The 17,699-nt window shown below is 68.3% G+C and carries 17 protein-coding genes; 5 read left to right on the forward strand and 12 right to left on the reverse strand.

From position 1 onward, the window contains the following. Positions 1 to 108 precede the first annotated feature (108 nt). Positions 109 to 2,496, reverse strand: a complete 2,388-nt coding sequence (locus LQF10_RS19145; RefSeq protein ID WP_231065435.1) for a transglycosylase domain-containing protein — start codon at positions 2,494 to 2,496, stop codon at positions 109 to 111. A 374-nt stretch (positions 2,497 to 2,870) separates the two neighbouring features. Between LQF10_RS19145 and LQF10_RS19150 the strand changes: the two genes are divergently transcribed. From LQF10_RS19150 to LQF10_RS19160, 3 genes are all read left to right on the forward strand, one after another. Beyond that, complete coding sequence (locus LQF10_RS19150) at positions 2,871 to 3,941, forward strand: inositol-3-phosphate synthase (protein WP_231065436.1); 1,071 nt, start codon at positions 2,871 to 2,873, stop codon at positions 3,939 to 3,941. 140 nt (positions 3,942 to 4,081) lie between these two features. Then, the gene (locus LQF10_RS19155; RefSeq protein WP_231065437.1) at positions 4,082 to 4,522 is read left to right on the forward strand and encodes a TFIIB-type zinc ribbon-containing protein; all 441 of its coding nucleotides are present in this window, start codon (positions 4,082 to 4,084) and stop codon (positions 4,520 to 4,522) included. Between the two features lie 139 nt (positions 4,523 to 4,661). Then, complete coding sequence (locus LQF10_RS19160; RefSeq protein WP_231065438.1) at positions 4,662 to 5,711, forward strand: zinc-binding dehydrogenase; 1,050 nt, start codon at positions 4,662 to 4,664, stop codon at positions 5,709 to 5,711. Between the two features lie 6 nt (positions 5,712 to 5,717). On the opposite strand, the gene LQF10_RS19165 is transcribed toward LQF10_RS19160, so the two are convergent. The 7 genes from LQF10_RS19165 to LQF10_RS19195 form a co-directional block, all read right to left on the reverse strand. Continuing rightward, a complete protein-coding gene (locus tag LQF10_RS19165; protein ID WP_231065439.1) occupies positions 5,718 to 6,314 on the reverse strand; it encodes a signal peptidase I in 597 nt (198 codons plus the stop codon). A 9-nt stretch (positions 6,315 to 6,323) separates the two neighbouring features. Continuing rightward, the gene (locus LQF10_RS19170) at positions 6,324 to 6,812 is read right to left on the reverse strand and encodes a hypothetical protein (protein WP_231065440.1); all 489 of its coding nucleotides are present in this window, start codon (positions 6,810 to 6,812) and stop codon (positions 6,324 to 6,326) included. Further along, positions 6,809 to 7,495, reverse strand: coding sequence for a hypothetical protein (locus LQF10_RS19175; RefSeq protein WP_231065441.1), 687 nt, complete (start codon positions 7,493 to 7,495; stop codon positions 6,809 to 6,811). Before LQF10_RS19175 ends, LQF10_RS19170 begins: the two co-directional genes overlap by 4 nt. Positions 7,496 to 7,506: 11 nt before the next feature. Next, positions 7,507 to 8,226 (reverse strand): SipW-dependent-type signal peptide-containing protein, encoded by a 720-nt coding sequence (locus tag LQF10_RS19180; RefSeq protein ID WP_231065442.1) that lies wholly within the window; start codon positions 8,224 to 8,226, stop codon positions 7,507 to 7,509. Positions 8,227 to 8,237: 11 nt separating this feature from the next. Next, complete coding sequence (locus tag LQF10_RS19185) at positions 8,238 to 8,870, reverse strand: SipW-dependent-type signal peptide-containing protein (protein ID WP_231065443.1); 633 nt, start codon at positions 8,868 to 8,870, stop codon at positions 8,238 to 8,240. A 318-nt stretch (positions 8,871 to 9,188) separates the two neighbouring features. Then, positions 9,189 to 10,652 (reverse strand): catalase, encoded by a 1,464-nt coding sequence (locus tag LQF10_RS19190; protein ID WP_231065444.1) that lies wholly within the window; start codon positions 10,650 to 10,652, stop codon positions 9,189 to 9,191. Between the two features lie 43 nt (positions 10,653 to 10,695). Then, on the reverse strand, positions 10,696 to 11,178 hold the full coding sequence (locus tag LQF10_RS19195; RefSeq protein ID WP_231065445.1) for a Fur family transcriptional regulator: 483 nt from the start codon (positions 11,176 to 11,178) through the stop codon (positions 10,696 to 10,698). A gap of 76 nt (positions 11,179 to 11,254) precedes the next feature. On the opposite strand from LQF10_RS19195, the gene LQF10_RS19200 reads away from it, so the two are divergent. After that, positions 11,255 to 12,571 (forward strand): MFS transporter, encoded by a 1,317-nt coding sequence (locus tag LQF10_RS19200; protein ID WP_231065446.1) that lies wholly within the window; start codon positions 11,255 to 11,257, stop codon positions 12,569 to 12,571. Between the two features lie 60 nt (positions 12,572 to 12,631). Here LQF10_RS19200 and LQF10_RS19205 read toward each other — a convergent pair whose 3' ends face one another. From LQF10_RS19205 to LQF10_RS19215, 3 genes are all read right to left on the reverse strand, one after another. Beyond that, entirely contained in the window at positions 12,632 to 13,468 is an 837-nt protein-coding gene (locus LQF10_RS19205) for a hypothetical protein (RefSeq protein ID WP_231065447.1), read from the reverse strand. A 9-nt stretch (positions 13,469 to 13,477) separates the two neighbouring features. Continuing rightward, positions 13,478 to 14,140 (reverse strand): class I SAM-dependent methyltransferase, encoded by a 663-nt coding sequence (locus LQF10_RS19210; RefSeq protein ID WP_231065448.1) that lies wholly within the window; start codon positions 14,138 to 14,140, stop codon positions 13,478 to 13,480. Between the two features lie 106 nt (positions 14,141 to 14,246). Further along, a complete protein-coding gene (locus tag LQF10_RS19215) occupies positions 14,247 to 14,486 on the reverse strand; it encodes a hypothetical protein (protein ID WP_231065449.1) in 240 nt (79 codons plus the stop codon). A 73-nt stretch (positions 14,487 to 14,559) separates the two neighbouring features. On the opposite strand from LQF10_RS19215, the gene LQF10_RS19220 reads away from it, so the two are divergent. After that, on the forward strand, positions 14,560 to 15,618 hold the full coding sequence (locus tag LQF10_RS19220; protein ID WP_231065450.1) for a GlxA family transcriptional regulator: 1,059 nt from the start codon (positions 14,560 to 14,562) through the stop codon (positions 15,616 to 15,618). On the opposite strand, the gene LQF10_RS19225 is transcribed toward LQF10_RS19220, so the two are convergent. Then, a complete protein-coding gene (locus LQF10_RS19225; protein ID WP_231065451.1) occupies positions 15,554 to 17,698 on the reverse strand; it encodes an iron ABC transporter permease in 2,145 nt (714 codons plus the stop codon). The two genes, LQF10_RS19220 and LQF10_RS19225, sit on opposite strands and share 65 nt — an antisense overlap. Between the last annotated feature and the right edge of the window lies 1 nt (position 17,699).

The raw sequence follows: 17,699 nt of genomic DNA on the forward strand, positions 1-17,699 counted from the left end.
CATCTCACCGACCGTCTGAACCCACTTTTCGTGTGTGAACCCCCGACGGCGGTTGTTCAGTCGGGGAAACTGGGTTCAGACGGGCCTTCCGGTCCATCGGTCCACCGATCAATCCGCGCCGGCGTCGCCATCCGCGCTCGCATCGGAGCCCGCGTCGGGGTCGCCACCGTCCGAGTCAGCGTCGCCGTCCGGCACACCGTCGACCAGGCCACCATCGGAGTCGTCTGTCGGCGTGGGGCTCGGAGTCGGAGTCGGGGTGGGTGTGGGAGTGGGCTCCTGCGTGGGTTTCTCAGTGGGTTCTTCCGAGGGCTCCTCGGTCGGCTCCTCGGTGGTCTCCTCCTCGGTCGGCTCCTCCGACGGCTCTTCGGCGGGCTGCTCCTCCTGTGGTGCGGCCGGCGGCGCGTTCGAGTAGTCGGGTGCAGACCGTTCGGGGAACTCTTCCACCGGCAGGTCGGCCACGGCCGCGCTCATGTACTCGGTCCAGATATCGGTGGGGTAACTGCCGCCGGAGATCGGTGCCACACCGCCCCAGCCGTCCACCATCGAGATCTCCTCACCGTCCTCGCCAATCTGATACATCGCCACCGAGGTGGTGATCTGCGGCACGAAGCCGACGAACCACGCCGATCGGTAGTCGTTCGAGCTACCCGTCTTGCCCGCTGCTGGTCGGCCGATCTCCGAGGCCGTCGAGCCGGTACCGCCCTGCACCACCTGCTGCATGGCATAGGTGGCATCCGCCATCACCTGAGCATCCACCACCTGCTCGCCCTCGCCACCGCCGGTGTAGACCGTCTCGCCGTCGGCGTTGACCGCGGACTCCACGATGAACCGGTCCCGGTGCACCCCGCCCGTGGCGATCGTCGAGTAGGCCTCGGCCATGTCCGCCGGGTGTGGCGACGCCGGACCGAGCACGTTCGAGGGGAAGGGTTCCAGCCCAGGGGTGTCCTCGGGCAGGCCCATCCGGTGCGCCACATCCACGAGAGCCTCTGGCCCCGTCTCGGTGTTGAGCTGCATGTAGTAGGTGTTCACCGAGTGCTGCGTCGCGGTGGCCAGGTCGATGTACCCGCGGTTGATGGTGTCGAAGTTGTTCACCTCGTGGCCATCAAAGGCCATCGGCGCATAACTGGGGTAGCGGGTCTCCAGCGTGGCATCGCCTTCCAGGGCGGCAATCAGGGCGAACGCCTTGAACGTCGAACCACCCTGGGCGTTGTCCTGGGTGGCAGCATTGCGCTGCCGCTCGATGTAGTCCGGCCCTCCGTACAACGCGAGAATGCCGCCGGTCTCGTTGTCGATCGACGTCAACGCCACCCGGACGCTCTCCGGGGTGTCCTCCGGAAGATTCTCCGACGCGGCCACGGCCTCGGCCTGCATGTCGGGGTCGATCGTCGAGGTGATCTGCAGACCGCCGCCGTCGATCTCGTCCTCAGTAAAGCCTGCCTCGATGAGCTCATCACGCACCATCGTCAGCAGGTACCCGTTCGGGCCGCCATAGGTATCGGTGCGATCCGGCTCCGCCACCTCGGGGAACTCCTGCTCGTCGGCCTCAGCCTGCGTGATGTTCCCGTTCTCGACCATGAACTCGAGGGTTCGCTCCCACCGCACCTGAGCCTGATCAGGCGCCACCGCCGGGTCCCAGTTGCCCGGGGAGGGGATGATCCCGGCGAGCAGTGCCGCCTCCGAGACGGTCAACTCGGTGGCCGGGTGGCCGAAGTACTCCTGGGCTGCTCGCTCGATACCGTAGGCGCCGCGACCGAAGTAGATCGTGTTCATGTAGGCGCCGAGAATCTCGTCCTTGCTCTGCTGTTGGTCGATCTTGAGCGCCAGCACCGCTTCGCGGAACTTGTCGACGTACCCCGAGGTCTGCCCCGTGTAGTAACGCTCCACGTACTGCATCGTCAGGGTTGAGCCACCCTGGGTGTCGTTCCCGCGCAGGTTGTTCCACAACGCGCGAGCGATACCAATCGGGTCCACCCCCACGTTGGAGTAGAACCGCCGATCCTCCGAGGCCACGATGGCGGCTCCGACGTGGTCGGGCACCTGCGTGGTGTCGATGAGGTCGCGGTCCACATCGGCGAAGGTGCCCATCGGCGTCTCACCGTCAACGAAGGTGACCGTGGACCCCTCCTGCAGCGCGATGTCGTCCGGTTCGGGCACGTCGATGAGCAGATACGCGGCGGTGAACAGTGCGGCGCCGAGCACCAGAACCGCTCCGGCCGCGCCAAGGGTGAAGCGCCATCCGGGCAGCCAACGCCGCACCGGGCCCTTGCCACGCCGTGGATAGTTCCAGAAACCCTTGCGCTTGCGTGTTCGGTTCCCCGTGGCGCCGGCACGGGCAGACCCGGAGCGCTTGGCGCCCTCGGAGGCGCCCGCCGTCCTCTTCCACGACGGCGACCCTGCCGCCGCGGTGTTCACGCCGCTCTCGCGCACACTACGTCGTTCCGGTCTACCGGCCCCCTGGCCGGGGGTATCCCGCCCCGATCCGCGTCCTTGTGCCACGTCGGCCCTTTCTCCTCGCTGGCGCGGGCCCTCGCAGATTGTGCCGAGCCCGCAATCCTCCAGTATGCGCAGCATTGCGCTGTGACCGCCCATCTTCACGCGGTCCTCACAGGATTTGCTCACCCAGGGTGAGCGGCTTCACAGCGGGCAACGGTGGCCGGTACGTCCGCGCTCCAGGGCCGGTCCGACGCTCGGCCCGACACTCGGCCCGACACTCGGCCCGACCTTGGGCGACCCACTCACGTCGCTGCGAGACATAACATAATGAACAGAACATGTCGCACCTTTGTTAGTTTCAAGGAGTGACCTGCTCAGATGCGCGCGGCCACCGTGAACGTGCCGTGGCGCGGCCACTTTGACCTCAAGGAGAATCCATGACCAGCATCCGCGTGGCGATCGCGGGGGTGGGCAACTGCGCCGCTTCCCTCGTCCAAGGCGTGCATTTCTACGCCGGCGCCGATCCGCAGGGCACCGTTCCGGGGCTCATGCACGTCCAGTTCGGCCCCTATCACGTGCGGGATATCGAGTTCGTTGCAGCCTTCGACGTCGATGCCAAGAAGGTGGGTTTCGATCTGTCGGAGGCGATCGGAGCCAGCGAGAACAACACCATCCGGATCGCGGACGTGCCCCCACTGGGGGTGAGCGTCGAGCGCGGGCCGACCCTGGACGGCATCGGTAAGTACTACGCAGAGATGATCGAGGAATCCCCGGCCCCCGCCGTCGATGTGGCCCAGCGACTGCGGGAGGCCAAGGCGGACGTGCTGATCTGCTATCTGCCCGTGGGCTCGGAGGACGCTGCGAAGTTCTATGCTCAGGCCGCTCTGGATGCCGGAGTGGCATTTGTGAATGCGCTCCCGGTGTTCATCGCCTCAGATCCGGTGTGGGCGGCAAAGTTCACCGAGGCCGGTGTGCCGATCGTGGGCGACGACATCAAGTCACAGGTAGGCGCGACCATCACGCACCGGGTCCTGGCCCGGTTGTTCCAGGAGCGTGGCGTCGTGCTGGACCGTACCTATCAGCTCAACGTCGGCGGCAACATGGACTTCAAGAACATGCTGGAGCGCGAGCGCCTGGAATCGAAGAAGATCTCCAAGACGCAGTCCGTCACGTCGAACTTGAAGCACGATCTCGGCGCCCGGAACGTGCACATCGGTCCCTCGGACTACGTGCAGTGGCTGGACGACCGCAAGTGGGCCTACGTGCGGCTCGAGGGTCGCGCCTTCGGCGAGGTGCCGCTGAACCTGGAGTACAAACTCGAGGTATGGGACTCCCCGAACTCGGCCGGCATCATCATCGATGCGCTACGTGCCGCGAAGATCGCCAAGGATCGCGGCATCGGCGGGCCAGTACTGTCTGCCTCGGGGTACTTCATGAAGTCCCCGCCGGAGCAGTACGACGATGATCTGGGCCGCTCGAAGGTGGAGGAGTTCATCGCGGGCGAGTGATCGCCCCACCCGGCCATAGGGTCGAGTCCCTCGTCGACTGGGAGCGTTAACGCCCAGATCGGCGAGGGACTCGCTGTGTCAATGGAACTCGGACGACCTGTCAGGCGTTGTGCCAGCGAGCCAGTGAACAGGAGCCCTCCATGAAGTGTCCGACCGATGGTGCCACTCTCGTGATGAGCGAGCGCAGCGGTGTCGAGATCGACTACTGCCCCACGTGCCGCGGCGTCTGGCTGGACCGTGGCGAGCTGGACAAGATCATCGATCGCGTGGGCAGCACCCCTGGTTCACCACCTGCGCCCCCCACATCACCACCGCCTGCGCCGCCCACATCACCGCCGCCTGCTCCTGCTCCAGCGATCCCGGACCCGGTGTACGGAAGCCCATTCGACGACGGTCCCGCCCCAGGGCCGCCTCCAGGCGTGCCCGGCGGTGTGCCTGGGTACGGCGCTCCTGAGTACGGGATGCCCGGGTACGACCACCCTGGCTACCACCAGGATGACCGGCGCTACGACCGCCGTCGGGATCCTCGCCAACGCAAGCGCCGGGAGAGCTGGCTGGAGGACCTCTTCGACTTCGACTGAGCACCGCCCCGCCGGGCGTACGGCTGTGCTGCGTCGTGGTGCCGGGCGCCGCGTCGACGGCGGCCGTGTCGAGGACCGGACACCTTCGCCGCCGAGCGGGCGCCGGGCCTTACGGTAGGGGCCGACGGAGGGAGCACAGGTGCTGGCCTACGAGTATGGCGCCGATTCATCACTGCACCTACGGGAGAAGGACCTCCCGCAGGCCGCCGACGGCGAGGTGACGATTGACGTAGTGGCCGCAGGGATCTGCGGTACCGACCTGAAGATCGCTCGGGGTGAGCATCGCCTTTTCCCGGCCGGGACAGTGCGGGTACCTGGGCACGAATCGGTCGGTCGGATCCGGGAGAACCGGTCCGGGCGCGCCGATCTGGAGCCGGGCACGCCGGTGGCGATCGCACCGAACATCGCGTGCGGTCAGTGCCCGCCATGCCGCAAGGATCTGGGGCCGCTGTGCGAGGACTACACCTCGGTCGGGCTCACCTTCGACGGCGGATTCGCCGAGGTCGTGCGCGTCACCGCCCGCGGAGTCGCCGGAGGCAATGTGCTCCCGCTGCCGCCTGGGTTGGATATGGTCACCGCCGCGATGATCGAACCGGTCGCCGCCGTGGTGCGCGGACTGCGCCCACTGCGCCTGACCAGCGCGGACACGGTGCTGGTGTGCGGTGCGGGGCCGATCGGCCTGACGGCGGTGGTCCTCGCCAAGCAGGCCGGGGTGCGCCGCATCATCGTCAGCCAGACCTCAGCCGCCCGGCGTGAGCTGGCGCGGGAGTATGGCGCCGATGAGACCATCGATCCGCGAGCCGAGGACCTGGTGGAGAAGGTGTTCGAACTCACCGACGGCATCGGTGCCGAGGTGGTCATCGCCGCGACGCCGGTGCACCAGGTATTCACCGATGCGGTCCGCGCGGCCGCCAAGGGCGGCAGGGTGAACTTCTTCGCGGGCCTGCCCTCGGGCAAGGGTGAGGTGACCGTGGACGCGAACCTGATCCACTACCGCGAACTGTTGGTGACCGGGTCGACGGCGAACACCGCCGCGGACTGCGCGGAGGCCATGGCGATCGTGGCCAAGGCGCCCGAGGCCTTCGCCGCGCTGGTCACCCACCAGGTGCCGTTGCGGGAGGCAGACCGTGCCTTCGAGCTGGCCAAGTCTGGCGAGGCGTTGAAGGTCCTGCTCGAACCTCAGGCCTGACCGGCGTCAGGCCCGGTGCGCCGGTCCGCTGCCCGCGCGCGCGGGATCTGCCTGGTTCCCTGCCCGTGGCTCGGTCTCCGGATCGGCGGTGCGACGCGGCCAGAACGCCCAGGTGACGAGGGTGGCCGCTGCCAGGGTCAGGGATCCGAGCACCACGGGATCCTGGAACCGGACGATCACCGAGGCCACATGGGGCACCGAACCCAGCACGAGCCGAACCTGGGAGACGGTGTACGGCGCCGGGTCCGGGTCCGCATTGGCGTCACCCTGCATGGTGAAGGTCACCTGTTCGCCGTCGGCGTCGAGCACCTCGGTGACCCGGTGCGTCACCGGCAGCCCCTCCGCGCGATCCACGGTGACGACGTCCCCCACCTCGATCTCGGTGGCGGGAATCTCGCGCACCAGGGCCACCGAGCCGGCCGGGATGGCCGGCGACATGGAGCCGGTGGAGAACATGATCAGCGAGATGTTCAGGGTGAAGGCGAGGATCACCAGGACGATGCACAGGGCACCGGCCGCGGCGAGCACAGTGAGCAGCGCATCGCCGGCGCGGGACCATCCGCTACGGCGGGCGGCGCGAGTTCGAAGGGTGTGCTCAGCCACGATCGGTCCCTAGTTCCACGAGCAGGATCCGATCAGGGTGATGCCCAGGGCGCCGACCGTTGTCGTCACAGTTGCCGTACGCCAAACGCTCTGCCAGCTGCCCGAGACAGTCCGGATACGGAACGTGTAGCTCTCGAACAGGGACACCAGCCCAGTCGCGTTCACCACGTGTTCGACCACGGTGCTGAGGTGGGTCCCCGAACGGACGGTGGCACCAGTAGCGTTCCGCACCAACTGCCACTCATAGCTATAACTGCTGGGCGGGGTGGCCGGGGTCAACCACCTCAGGGTGGCCGAACCGGCCAGTGCCGCGACCGAGCACCCGTTCGCGCGCGGTGGATTCAACGTCGAGGCCAGGACGGTGGCACGGGCGTACTCGCTGTCCGTCCACGCCGCCGTGGTCGGCTGAGCGCCTCCCGCGGCGATCGCACCCGCCACAAGAGCCAGACCCCCGCCCGCAGCGGCGAGCCGCGTGCGGAGGGTGCGGGGCGCCGTCATGAGGGCCCGCCAACCGTGCCGGAGCGGGAGCCGGAACGGCGCGCGCTGCGCAGGGCCGAACCCAGCAGCACCAGCACTCCGGCCACCAGCAGCACGAGGAAAGAGACCACCACACCGGTCGACGGCAGGTCCGCACCAGAGCCGCCGTCGGAAACCGGGCCGCCTGCGCCAGGTCCGTCTGCACCAGGCCCGCCTGCGCCCGGTTCTCCTGCACCAGGGCCACCGGCGGAGACGTCCTCGCCGTGCCCGTTCGCAGTGAAGGTCAACAACGTGCTCGCTTCCGGGTCGGGCGTGACCAGTTCGGTGCTGATCCGGTACCAGACCGCGTCCGCCGCGGGCTGGGTGCCGAGCTCGATAGTTCCCGCGTGCACCACGGTGGGCGCCAACAGCTGCTCGCCACAGTCCACACCCTCACCGGTGCACGCGCTCACCTGCACCCGAAAGGCGTCGTCCGGCTCGTCGGAGGTCAGGGAGAGGTCGATCTCGCCGTCGGATCTGCTGGCGCTCACCTGCACGTCCCAGGCGACCGGCTCCCCCGGGTCCATCGACTGCATCGCGTCGCGGTCCTGCACCGAGACCAGCCGGAGCACCTGGCCGGTGATGACCTCGCGCACCGGCGCCTGTGCGGCGGCGGCGCTCGCGGAGAGGCCGATCAGACCCACCCCGAGCAACACGGCGATCATCCGGAGCCCCTTCATAGCGACGTCGCGAGGAACTGCCAGGTCATGGTGGTGGTCTGGCCCTGCACGGTGGTGGGCGCCGTGGTGAGCATCGAGATGCGCACGCAGTAGGACACCTCATTGGCAGCTGCAGCGTCCAGTGGCCGTGAGTTCGCCGCCACAGCGGCCGTCAGGGCCGTCTCATTGCCCACGATCACCGGTGCCGAGGCATTGGAGAACAGTGCGGCGTCACAGGCCGAGCCTGCGGGGATCACCCGTACGGCATAGCGAAGCGCATCCGCGAGCGTGCTCGAGCCACCGACCACCGGAGTCTGCATGCCCACTGTGCCGCCGGTCGTGCTGGCCGCCGTGGTGCGCACCGAGAACTGCATGAACCCGGCATCGCCGGGCGAGAGCGCCGGCAGTGCCGGTGAGAACGCGAGAGTGGCCGCTTCGCCGCTGGTGGCGTGCTCGGCATAGGTGCCACCGTTGACGCTTCCCTCGATTCCGAAGGTGCTCGCAGTGACCGTACCGGAGGCGAACTCGCTGTCGTTCCAGGCCGCCACCGTGGCAGCGGCCCCGAATCCGAGCACGAGACCGCCGGCCAGCAGGGCGCGCACGCGCAACCAGGTCCGGCGTCCGCCCGCGCCGGAACCACCACGGCGCAAACCACCACGGTGCGAACCGCCACGGGCACGATTCGCCCGACGGCGGCCGCTCCCGTGCCGGCCCGCTCCCTCATCCGCAGCGGTCATGGCCGCATCCCTCACTCGGAGGTCGCGGTGAACTGCCAGACAGCCGTGGTCTGGCCACCCTGCTCGAGGTCAGCGCCAGCCGTCACGATCGTGCACAGCTGGGTCGCCACACCCGGGTCAGTGGTGGGATCGCCCACCGGCAACGCCACGGAACCCCCGGTCACGGCCGTATCGTCCGCAAGAGTCGCAGCAGAGCCGAGCTCGACGCCCGAGGTGGCAGTTTCGTCGCATGCAGCACCCGGAGCGATCGCATACACGGCGTAACTCAGGTTCGCCGAGTTGCCGGCAAGGTCATCGGTGGAGTCGACCGCAACAAGTGCGAGATTCGCAGGGCTGGTGGTGTCGGCTGCCAATCGAACCCAGAATGGCGCGTAGACCACATCCTCCGGGGCAAGGTTGTCGAAAGGCGCGGTGAAAGTCAGTGCCGCGGCACCATCGGCGGATTCATGATCGGTAAAACCGGTGGTGGCGCTGGTGGTCGATCCCTGCAGATTGAAGGATCCGGCGCCGAACAGACCCGAGGTGAACTCACTGTCATTCCAGGCGGCGAGCGTGACTGCGGCTCCCACCCCGAGGACGACGCCACCGGCGAGGATGGCGCGGATCTTACGACTGCGCTGTGGGCGCGACTGAATGGTGCTCATGCTGATGTATCCCCTCGTTACGTTCAGTCGCAGGACGCGACCGAATACACCGGTCAACGGCCCTTGCCCCATTCCCCGATGCCCGGCCGTGCTCCGTGATCGAAGAGTAGGTCCCGTTGCACAGCCGCACAAGGTGTATGCGACAACGTTTGCGTCACATCTCATTCGGCTGCTGGCGGGCCGGAACGGCCCCAGCCTCCCTTTCCCGCGAACAACGGCGCCCGCCCCCAGAAAGGGGACGGGCGCCGTCGGGATCGGAACGGAGGTGGCAGCTCGACCGCCGGCCTGCCTCAACCGCTCATCTGCTCAAGGCCGAACTCAACTCACCGAGGTGGCGCGCAGCGCCTGAACCGCCTGGCGCACGCGGGCACCGAGGGTGGCGTCCACCTGATCCCAGTACCGGAAGGCACGCTCGCGGATGTCCTCGGACTGCACCTGACCGACGTGCCCGGCGATGTTGCCGACCAAGCGCTCCCGGGCGGCGTCGTCGAGCACCTCACGCACGAGGGTGCCGGGCTGGCCGAAGTCGTCATCCTCGGCGTGCAGCGCCTGGGCAGCACGCTGCATCTCGCCGTCGGACTCCCAGTTGCCCTCACCGGCAGCCGCCGGGTCGCCGGCCGGCCCATCGAAGCTGTTCGGCGCGTAGACCGGAGCATCGGCCGGCCGGTAGTTGTGCCGCATGGCGCCGTCCTTGGAGTAGGAGTGCACCGGGGACTTCGGCGCGTTCACCGGAAGCTCGGCGTGGTTGGTGCCCACCCGGTACCGGTGCGCGTCGGCGTAGGAGAAGATGCGGGCGAGCAGCATCTTGTCCGGGCTGGCGGCGATACCCGGCACGAAGTTCGAGGGCGCGAACGCAGCCTGCTCGATCTGCGCGTGGAAGTTCTCCGGGTTCTTGTTCAGCGTCATCGTGCCCACCTCGATCAGCGGGTAGTCGCCGTGCGGCCACACCTTGGTGAGGTCGAAGGGGTTGAACCGGTAGCTCTTCGCGTCCTCATACGGCATCACCTGCACCTTGAGCGTCCAGGAGGGGAAGTTGCCGGACTCGATGGCGTTGTAGAGGTCGCGGCGGTGGTGGTCGGCGTCCTGACCGGCCAGCTCGTCGGCCTCCGCGCCGGTGAGGAACTCATTGCCCTGGTTCGTCTCGAAGTGGTACTTCACCCAGAACCGCTCACCCTCGGCGTTGATCCACTGGTACGTGTGCGAACCGAAGCCGTCCATGTGCCGCCACGTGCGCGGGATACCCCGGTCACCCATCAGCCAGGTCACCTGGTGGGCACTCTCGGGCTGCAGGCTCCAGAAGTCCCACTGCATGTCGTTGTCGCGCAGCCCGGAGCCGGGCAGGCGCTTCTGGGAGCGGATGAAGTCGGGGAACTTGATCCCGTCCTTGATGAAGAAGACCGGGGTGTTGTTACCCACCAGGTCATAGTTGCCTTCGCTGGTATAGAACTTCACCGCGAACCCGCGGGGGTCACGCCAGGTGTCCGGGCTGCCCTGCTCGCCTGCCACCGTGGAGAAGCGGATCAGCATGTCCGTCTCTGCGCCCGGCTGGAAGAGGGCAGCGCGGGTGTACTTCGAGACGTCACCGGTGGTGACGAAGGTGCCGAAAGCGCCGCCACCCTTGGCGTGCACCACGCGCTCGGGAACGCGCTCGCGGTTGAACTGGGCTAGCTTCTCCACGACGTAGTGGTCATGGAGCGCGATCGGCCCGGTGTTGCCAACGGTCAGCGAGTGCTGGTCGCTCGCCACCGGGGTACCGGTGTTCGTGGTGGTCACATCAGTCATGGGTGCGGTACTCCTTGGGTTGGGAATCATGTCGTCGAGCAGTTCAGATGATCGAGCCGGCCGCGGCCGGCTCGGGGGCGGGAGCCTGAGTCTCGAGGGCCACACAGGCGGCGCAGGTACCGCGGAACAGCACCTCGGCGGACTCGATACGCATCCCCGAGGTGTGGGCGGGCGTCAGGCACGGGGCATGCCCGACGACGCAACTCACATCCTCCATCGCGCCGCACCGGGTGCACATCACGTGGTGGTGGTTGTCATCGATCCGGGTCTCATACCTTGCCGGGGAGTCGGGCGGCTCCAGTTTGCGGAGGAGGCCCCACTCGGTGAGGTCGCTCAGCACTTGGTACACCGACGGGGCCGTGAGCGCCGCCAACTCGGTGCGCGCGGCCGCGAGGATCGTCTCGGCGCTGGCGTGCGGGTGCCGATGCGCGGCCTCGAGAACGGCGAGGCGCTGCCGGGTGACGCGCCGACCCATTGACCGCAGCGCGGCGGCCCAGGTCTCGCTGCTCATCGGCTCCGGATTCATCACCTCGACCCTAGCAGTCTATTACGACCTACTCGCAATAAGGGTGCCCTGACCTGGGCGCGATACCCTCCACCGAGTGAGCATCCTCGCCGACCTGCGCACGGTGGCCGTCCACCGCGGATTCCGCAAACTCTTCACTGTGCGCCTGGTGTCCCAGTGCGGCGACGGGATGTTCCAGGCCGGCCTGGCCACGCTGTTCTTCTTCTCCCCGGAGAACCTCGCCACCGCTGGGGCGGTGGCCGCGGCGTTCGCCGTCCTGCTGCTGCCTTTCACGATCGTCGGACCGTTTGCCGGTCCGCTCCTGGATCGCTGGCGACGGCGGCAGGTGCTCTTTGTGGGCAATGCCGTTCGGGTGGTCCTCACGATCGCCCTGGCGGTGCTGATGGCCACCGACGGCGTCTCCGTGGTGGTCTATGTGCTCGCCTTGGTCACGTTGGGGGTGAACAGATTCCTGCTCGCGGCGCTCTCCGCATCCCTGCCACGGGTGGTCCCCCGCGAGCAACTGCTGATGGCGAACACGCTGAGCCCCACTCTCGGCGCCGGCGCCGCCGTGGTCGGTGCGGGGATCGGCTTCCTGCTCGGGCTGGTCGTACCGGACGGCCCGGGTAAGGACGGTCTGGTGCTCACCGTAGCCGCTGTGATCTTCGGTCTGGCGTCACTGCTGGCTTTGCGCCTGGGCAAGGACCAGCTCGGTCCGGACGTCGTTGCTCCTCGCGATCGGGGGCTCTCCCACGCGTGGAGGGATATCCGCTCGACCGCCTCCGATCTCGTTGCCGGCGCCCGGTATCTCGTGGCCCGCCGCACTCCGGGGATGGCGCTCGGGGTGATGTCCGCGCACCGGTTCCTGTATGGGGTGAACTTCATTGCGTTGATCCTCATCTCCCGGAACCTGCTCACCGACCCCACGGACGCTGCCGCGGGGCTGGCGATGTTCGGGCTGCTCTCCGGGATCTCGTTCGCGGGCAACGGCCTGGCGATCGTGCTCACCCCGCTCGCACACGAGCGGATGGCGCCGTCGGCCTGGGTGATCCTGTGTCTGGGGCTGGGCGCTCTCAGCCAGGTGCTGATGGCCACGGCGCCGGTGTTCTGGCTGATCGCGACGGCCGCCGTCCTGATGGGCCTGGCCGTGCAGGGCGCGAAGATCGCCGTGGACACGATCGTGCAGCGGGACACGGCTGACTCCTATCGGGGCCGAGCGTTCTCCCTGTATGACACCCTCTACAACGGCGCTTTCGCCGGTGCTGCCGCCGTGGCCGCCGCTGTACTGCCCGACACCGGGTGGTCCCGTGCCGCGTTCATCGCCCTCGCGGTGCTCTACCTCGGGCTCGCGGCCGGCTACCGGAGCGGGGTCCGGCGCCTGCATGACACGCCTCGCCCCGTGCCGGCCGCCTGAGCACAGTGATCGGCGCAGTGATCGGCGCAGTTCGGCCCTGCCGGATGCTCGGACGATCCCTCACAGGGGCGGTTCGATGGTGATGTCGGCGCCGAGGTCGTAGAAGATCTGGGACGACGTCCCCTCGAAGCCGAACATGGTGGACGTGCCGCGGTTGCCCACCGGGGTGTGGTCCGAGCCGAACCACAGCACCCAGTCGGTCACCTGCACCTCGCCCCACGTGAACGGCTCGTCCGCGACCACCTGCCACGCGTTCACATCGGTCCCGTCCGGAAGGGTGATCAGTTCGCGATCCTCCTGAACTGTCCAGGTGTCGGAGCCGCTGAGCACGTCCATCACCGTGATCGGATCCGCGAGCGCCCGGTACAGCCCACCCACCATCGCGGCCATCTGCTCGCCCGGATCTGTCGAGTCCGGATCGCTGGCCACCCAGGCACCGTCCATCTCGAGCCATGCGTCGGCGCCGATCACGATCAGGCCGGCGTCGCCGTCGGCGGTGTGCATCACAGCATCGAAGGATCTGAGGTCCTCGGTGAAGAGAAAGTCGGCCTCGCCATAGGTCTCGCCGTCGTCGACGTACTCGCGCCCTGAACCGTAGGCCATGAGCATCCCGACGGCGCACGCGGCCACGGCCTCGCCCGTGACCTGTTCGTCCGCCTCGAGAACGACCTCCTCACAGGCCTCGACCGACGGCGACCCAGACGCCGCTCCCGCATCGGTCGACGCCTCCGACGCTGCCTCAGCCTCAGCCTCTGCGTCGGCACTGGATTCGCTCGCGGTCGTGGCCGGCTCAGCGCCGGCCGGGTCGTCCTCCGGCTCCGATGGTGCGGTGCATCCGGCGAGCAATGCTGCCGTCGCCAGCGCAACTAGGACGTTCGACCCCCGTCGTCTGTTCACGAAGGCACCCTATCGACTGGGCCGGAGCTCCCAGACCTTCTCAGCCCGCTCGACGGTGAGAGGCTCAGGTGTGCGCTGCGCACGGATCGCCCCGTGCGGCCGGTGGCCAGGATCGATCCGGGTGACGGTCTGGAGGACGTCGAATCCGGCCCTGACCACCCGAGCGACCAACGCAGCCACGGGCCACCGGTAGGCACGCACCACCTTGTGATCGAACGGTACGGGGCCACTTTCGCCGTCCGCACCGGCGAAGAACCCGATCAGAAGGCCACCCTCCGGTCGGAGGGCACGTGCCAGAGATTCGAGCGAGGCGTCGATCCGCTCTGGTTCGGTGTGGATGAGGGAGTACCAGGTGAGCGCTCCGGCGAGCGATCCGTCGGGCACCCCGAGGTCCTCGGCGCGGCCGAGCCGGAATCCCACGTCGGGGAAATGCGTACGGGCAGAGTCGAGGAACTCCAGGGTGGGGTCCACCCCCTCAATCTCGACACCCGATCGATGCAGCGCATCGGTCCACTGCCCCGGACCGCATCCCACATCGATCACCGGGCCACGCAAGCCTCTCGCCCAGCTGAGCACCAGATCGAAATCCTCAGGATGGACGGCCTCGATGCTGCCAACCTTCTCCACATACTCGGCCACTCGCGCGCCATAGGCGTGCACGACTCGATCCATGACCACCGACCCTAGCCGCGGGCGAGTCGAGAACTCGAGCTGGTTCACGTCATGGCCGCAAGGAATGGCCGGACGACCTGACCCCGGTGCCGTGGAGCTCCCGCCGTCATCGGCGGAACGTGGCGCGTGCCGCCGAAGGAGTCCGATGACGGGACTCGTGATCGGCCGGCACCTCGATCCCGTGCCAGACGCTCGAGAACGCGTCGATTCCCGAAGCGACGTGACGGATGCCGCGCCACAGCATGGCGAACAGGCTCTGCACAGCGGGACGGTCGTTCCCATGACGGACAGTCGCGGGATTGTTGGCTTTCATCATCTGCTGAGCAAGGAAGTCGTCGGAATGCATGACTCAAGACTGGCAATCCGGGCGCCGACCGGACAGTGGCAGGATCGACACAAACCGATAGTATTCTGCCATCATGTCGCGACTGTCGGTCACCGTGCCGCTCACCGAGGGGCTGACGCTGTTCGAAATCGGCATGCCGCTGGAAGCGCTCGGCTACGACTGGGACCCCGCGCGCGGTCCGCTGTACGACGTGATCCTCTGCGGCGATCCGCGGGGTGTGCGCACGCACACGGGAGCGCAGCTCACCCCCGAGCGTCCACTGAGCGCGCTGTCCGACGGGGACATGGTCGTGGTGCCAGGGGGACGGCCGGGCCGGCCGATCGACCGGCAGCTGGTCCACGAACTACGGCAGGCAGCAGAGCGGGGCACCCGGATCGCGGCGCTGTGCACCGGTACGTTCGCACTCGCGGAGGCGGGCCTGCTCGATGGCCGCCGCGCCACCACCCACTGGCGGCATGCGCCGCTCCTGCAGCGGATGTACCCCCGGATCGAGCTCGACGCGCGCGCCCTCTACGTGGAAGACAACGGCATCTTCACCAGTGCCGGCTCGGCCGCCGGCCTCGACCTGTGCCTGCACCTGATCCGGCGCGACCACGGGGAGCGCGTAGCGAACACCATCGCGCGCAATCTCGTGATCGCCTCCCACCGCGACGGGGATCAGGCCCAGTACGTCACAGCCGAGCCGCTGGAGGACCGCGCCGCCTGGCTCAATCATCTCCGGGATTGGCTCCGCAGGAACCTCGTCCGACCCGTGACCCTGACCGAGCTGGGACAGGCAGCGAACCTCTCCGCGCGCACCCTGGCCCGCAGATTCCAACGGGATGTCGGCACCACGCCCATGCGGTGGGTGGCTGCAGAGCGGATCGCGATGGCCAAGGAGCTCCTCGAAGCGACCGACCTGACCATCGACCGGATCTCCTTCGATGTCGGTTTTGGATCGCCCGTGACATTCCGCGCCGCCTTCGCTAGAGAGGTCGGGATCTCTCCTGGGCTGTATCGCACCCGCTTCTCCACCAGGCAGGAGGCCGACGACTCGGCCACCGTCCACCAGACAGGAGAGCGCACATTCAGCGGCGGGCGCGCATCCGCCAGAGCAGCCAGACGAAGTACGGCGTTCCGATCGCCGCAGTGACCAGTCCTGCGGGCAGCTGCGCCGGTGCGATCACCACCCGGCCGACGATGTCGGCCACCACCACCAGCAACGCGCCCAGCAGCGCAGCCAGCGGCAACAGCAACCGGTGCCGCTTCCCGATCAACAGCCGGGCGGCGTGGGGCGCCACGAGACCGACGAAGGCGATCACGCCCACACTGGCCGTGGCGGCCGCGGTCAGGAGCACCGCCAGGCCGAGCACTCCTCGTCGAACCTGCGGTACCCGAATACCGAGGGCACGTGGTGTGGTCTCATCGAATTGGAGCAGGTCCAGGTCCCGGTGCCACGGCACCAGAGCCACCGCCGTCACAACGAGGACCACCGCCAGCGGCGGGAGGGAGCTGAAGCTGGCCCCGTAGGTGGATCCACCCAACCAGGTCAGGGCGGCGTTCTGGCTCCACGGGTCGGTGCGCACCAGCAGCAACGTGGTGAGGGCGCTCGCCGCGGCGCCCAGTCCCACACCCACGAGCACCAGCCGCCCCTGGTCGGCCGAGCCGCGAGCGCCGAGCACGAAGATCGCCGCTGTCGCCGCGGCGGCACCGATCAGCGCACCGCCGAGAGTCTGCGCGAATCCCACGGTGGAGCCCGCCACGATGGTGATCACAGCCCCGAGCCCAGCGCTGGCGGAGATCCCCAGGATGCCCGGGTCGGCGAGTGGGTTCCGCGTCACCGCCTGCACGAGTGCGCCCGCAAGAGCCAAAGCGGCACCGGCCAGCAGGGCGGCCAGCACCCGCGGGATCCGCGTCTCCAGGATGATCTCCACCCGGACAGATGCCACCTGCTGTATCCAGTTCGAGACGTCGCCGAGCAAGATCGTGGAATCACCGAGCAGAGTCCCCGCCAGAGAGGCACCCACCAGCGCCGTCAGCACCGCGAGCAGCACGGCCCCTGGCGCCCGCCGGCCGATGGAGGTCCCGCTACGCATCGTCGCGAGCGCCTCCCCAGCCAGTCCGGTGCGCATCCGCTGTGCGAGCGCGACCATGAACGCCGACCCGAGCAGCGTGGTCACCACCCCGGTGGGCAGCGTGACCCCGCTGACCGACCCGAACGCCGCACGCACCGCCACATCCGCCGTCAGCACCAATGCGATTCCGGCCACTGCACTGATCGGGATGAGCACTCGGTGCCGGCGCAAGGGTGGAATCACCCGGGCGAGCATGCGCATCAGGGCAGGTGCGCACAGACCGACGAAACCGATCGGACCAGCCACGGTGACCGCCGTCGTGGCCAGCAGCACGGCGAACGCCACCAGTACCAAGCGTGTGCGCCCCACGGCCACCCCGAGCGACCGGGCGGCATCGTCGCCCAGCTGGAGCAGGTCCAGGCGACGCCCGAGCAAGATCAGGGCAGCAATGCCCACGATCACCACCGGCGCCAGGGCGGTGACGGCGGCCGAACCGTTCTGCGAGAGGGTTCCAGCGCCCCAGGCGAAGAGCCCCTGGGTCTGCCACGGGAACAGCAACAGCAGGACCGAGGTGATCGCGGAGAGCCCCAACGTGAGTGCGGAACCGGCGAGCACGAGCCGGATCGCGGAGACCTGCGCACCGGCGGAGACGGCGATCACCACCACCGCAGCGGCGAGGCCGCCGAGGAAGGCCACGGCTGCACTACCGAAGATCCCGGTGGGAATGCCGATGACGGCCAGCACGGTCAACGCCAGGTAGGCGCCGGCGTTCACGGCCGTGGTATCCGGCGAGGCGAGCGGATTGCGGGCCACCCCCTGCATCGCGGCGCCGGCGGCACCGAGAGCAGAGCCGACCACGAGTGCGGCCAGCAGTCGCGGGATTCGCGACTGCGCGAGGACGTGCGCATCGGTGCCGACCGGCTGCCCGGTGAGCAGTGCCCACAGACCCGAGACATTGAGGTCGGCAGTGCCCTGCGTGAGATGGACGACGACGGCGCCACCGAGCCAGAGCAGCACACCCAGGACCGCCACCAGCACCGGCCAGGACATCCCCTGGGCGTCCCGGGTGGTACTGGCGGTAGCCGTGGCAGCAGTCTGAGGTGCGCTCGGGTCGGCGGTGGGCCGGTCCAGCGCTTGGGTGGTGGCGCCGTCGTTCATG

This window comes from Ruania halotolerans (genome assembly GCF_021049285.1).
Classification (GTDB): Bacteria; Actinomycetota; Actinomycetes; order Actinomycetales; family Beutenbergiaceae; genus Ruania; species Ruania halotolerans.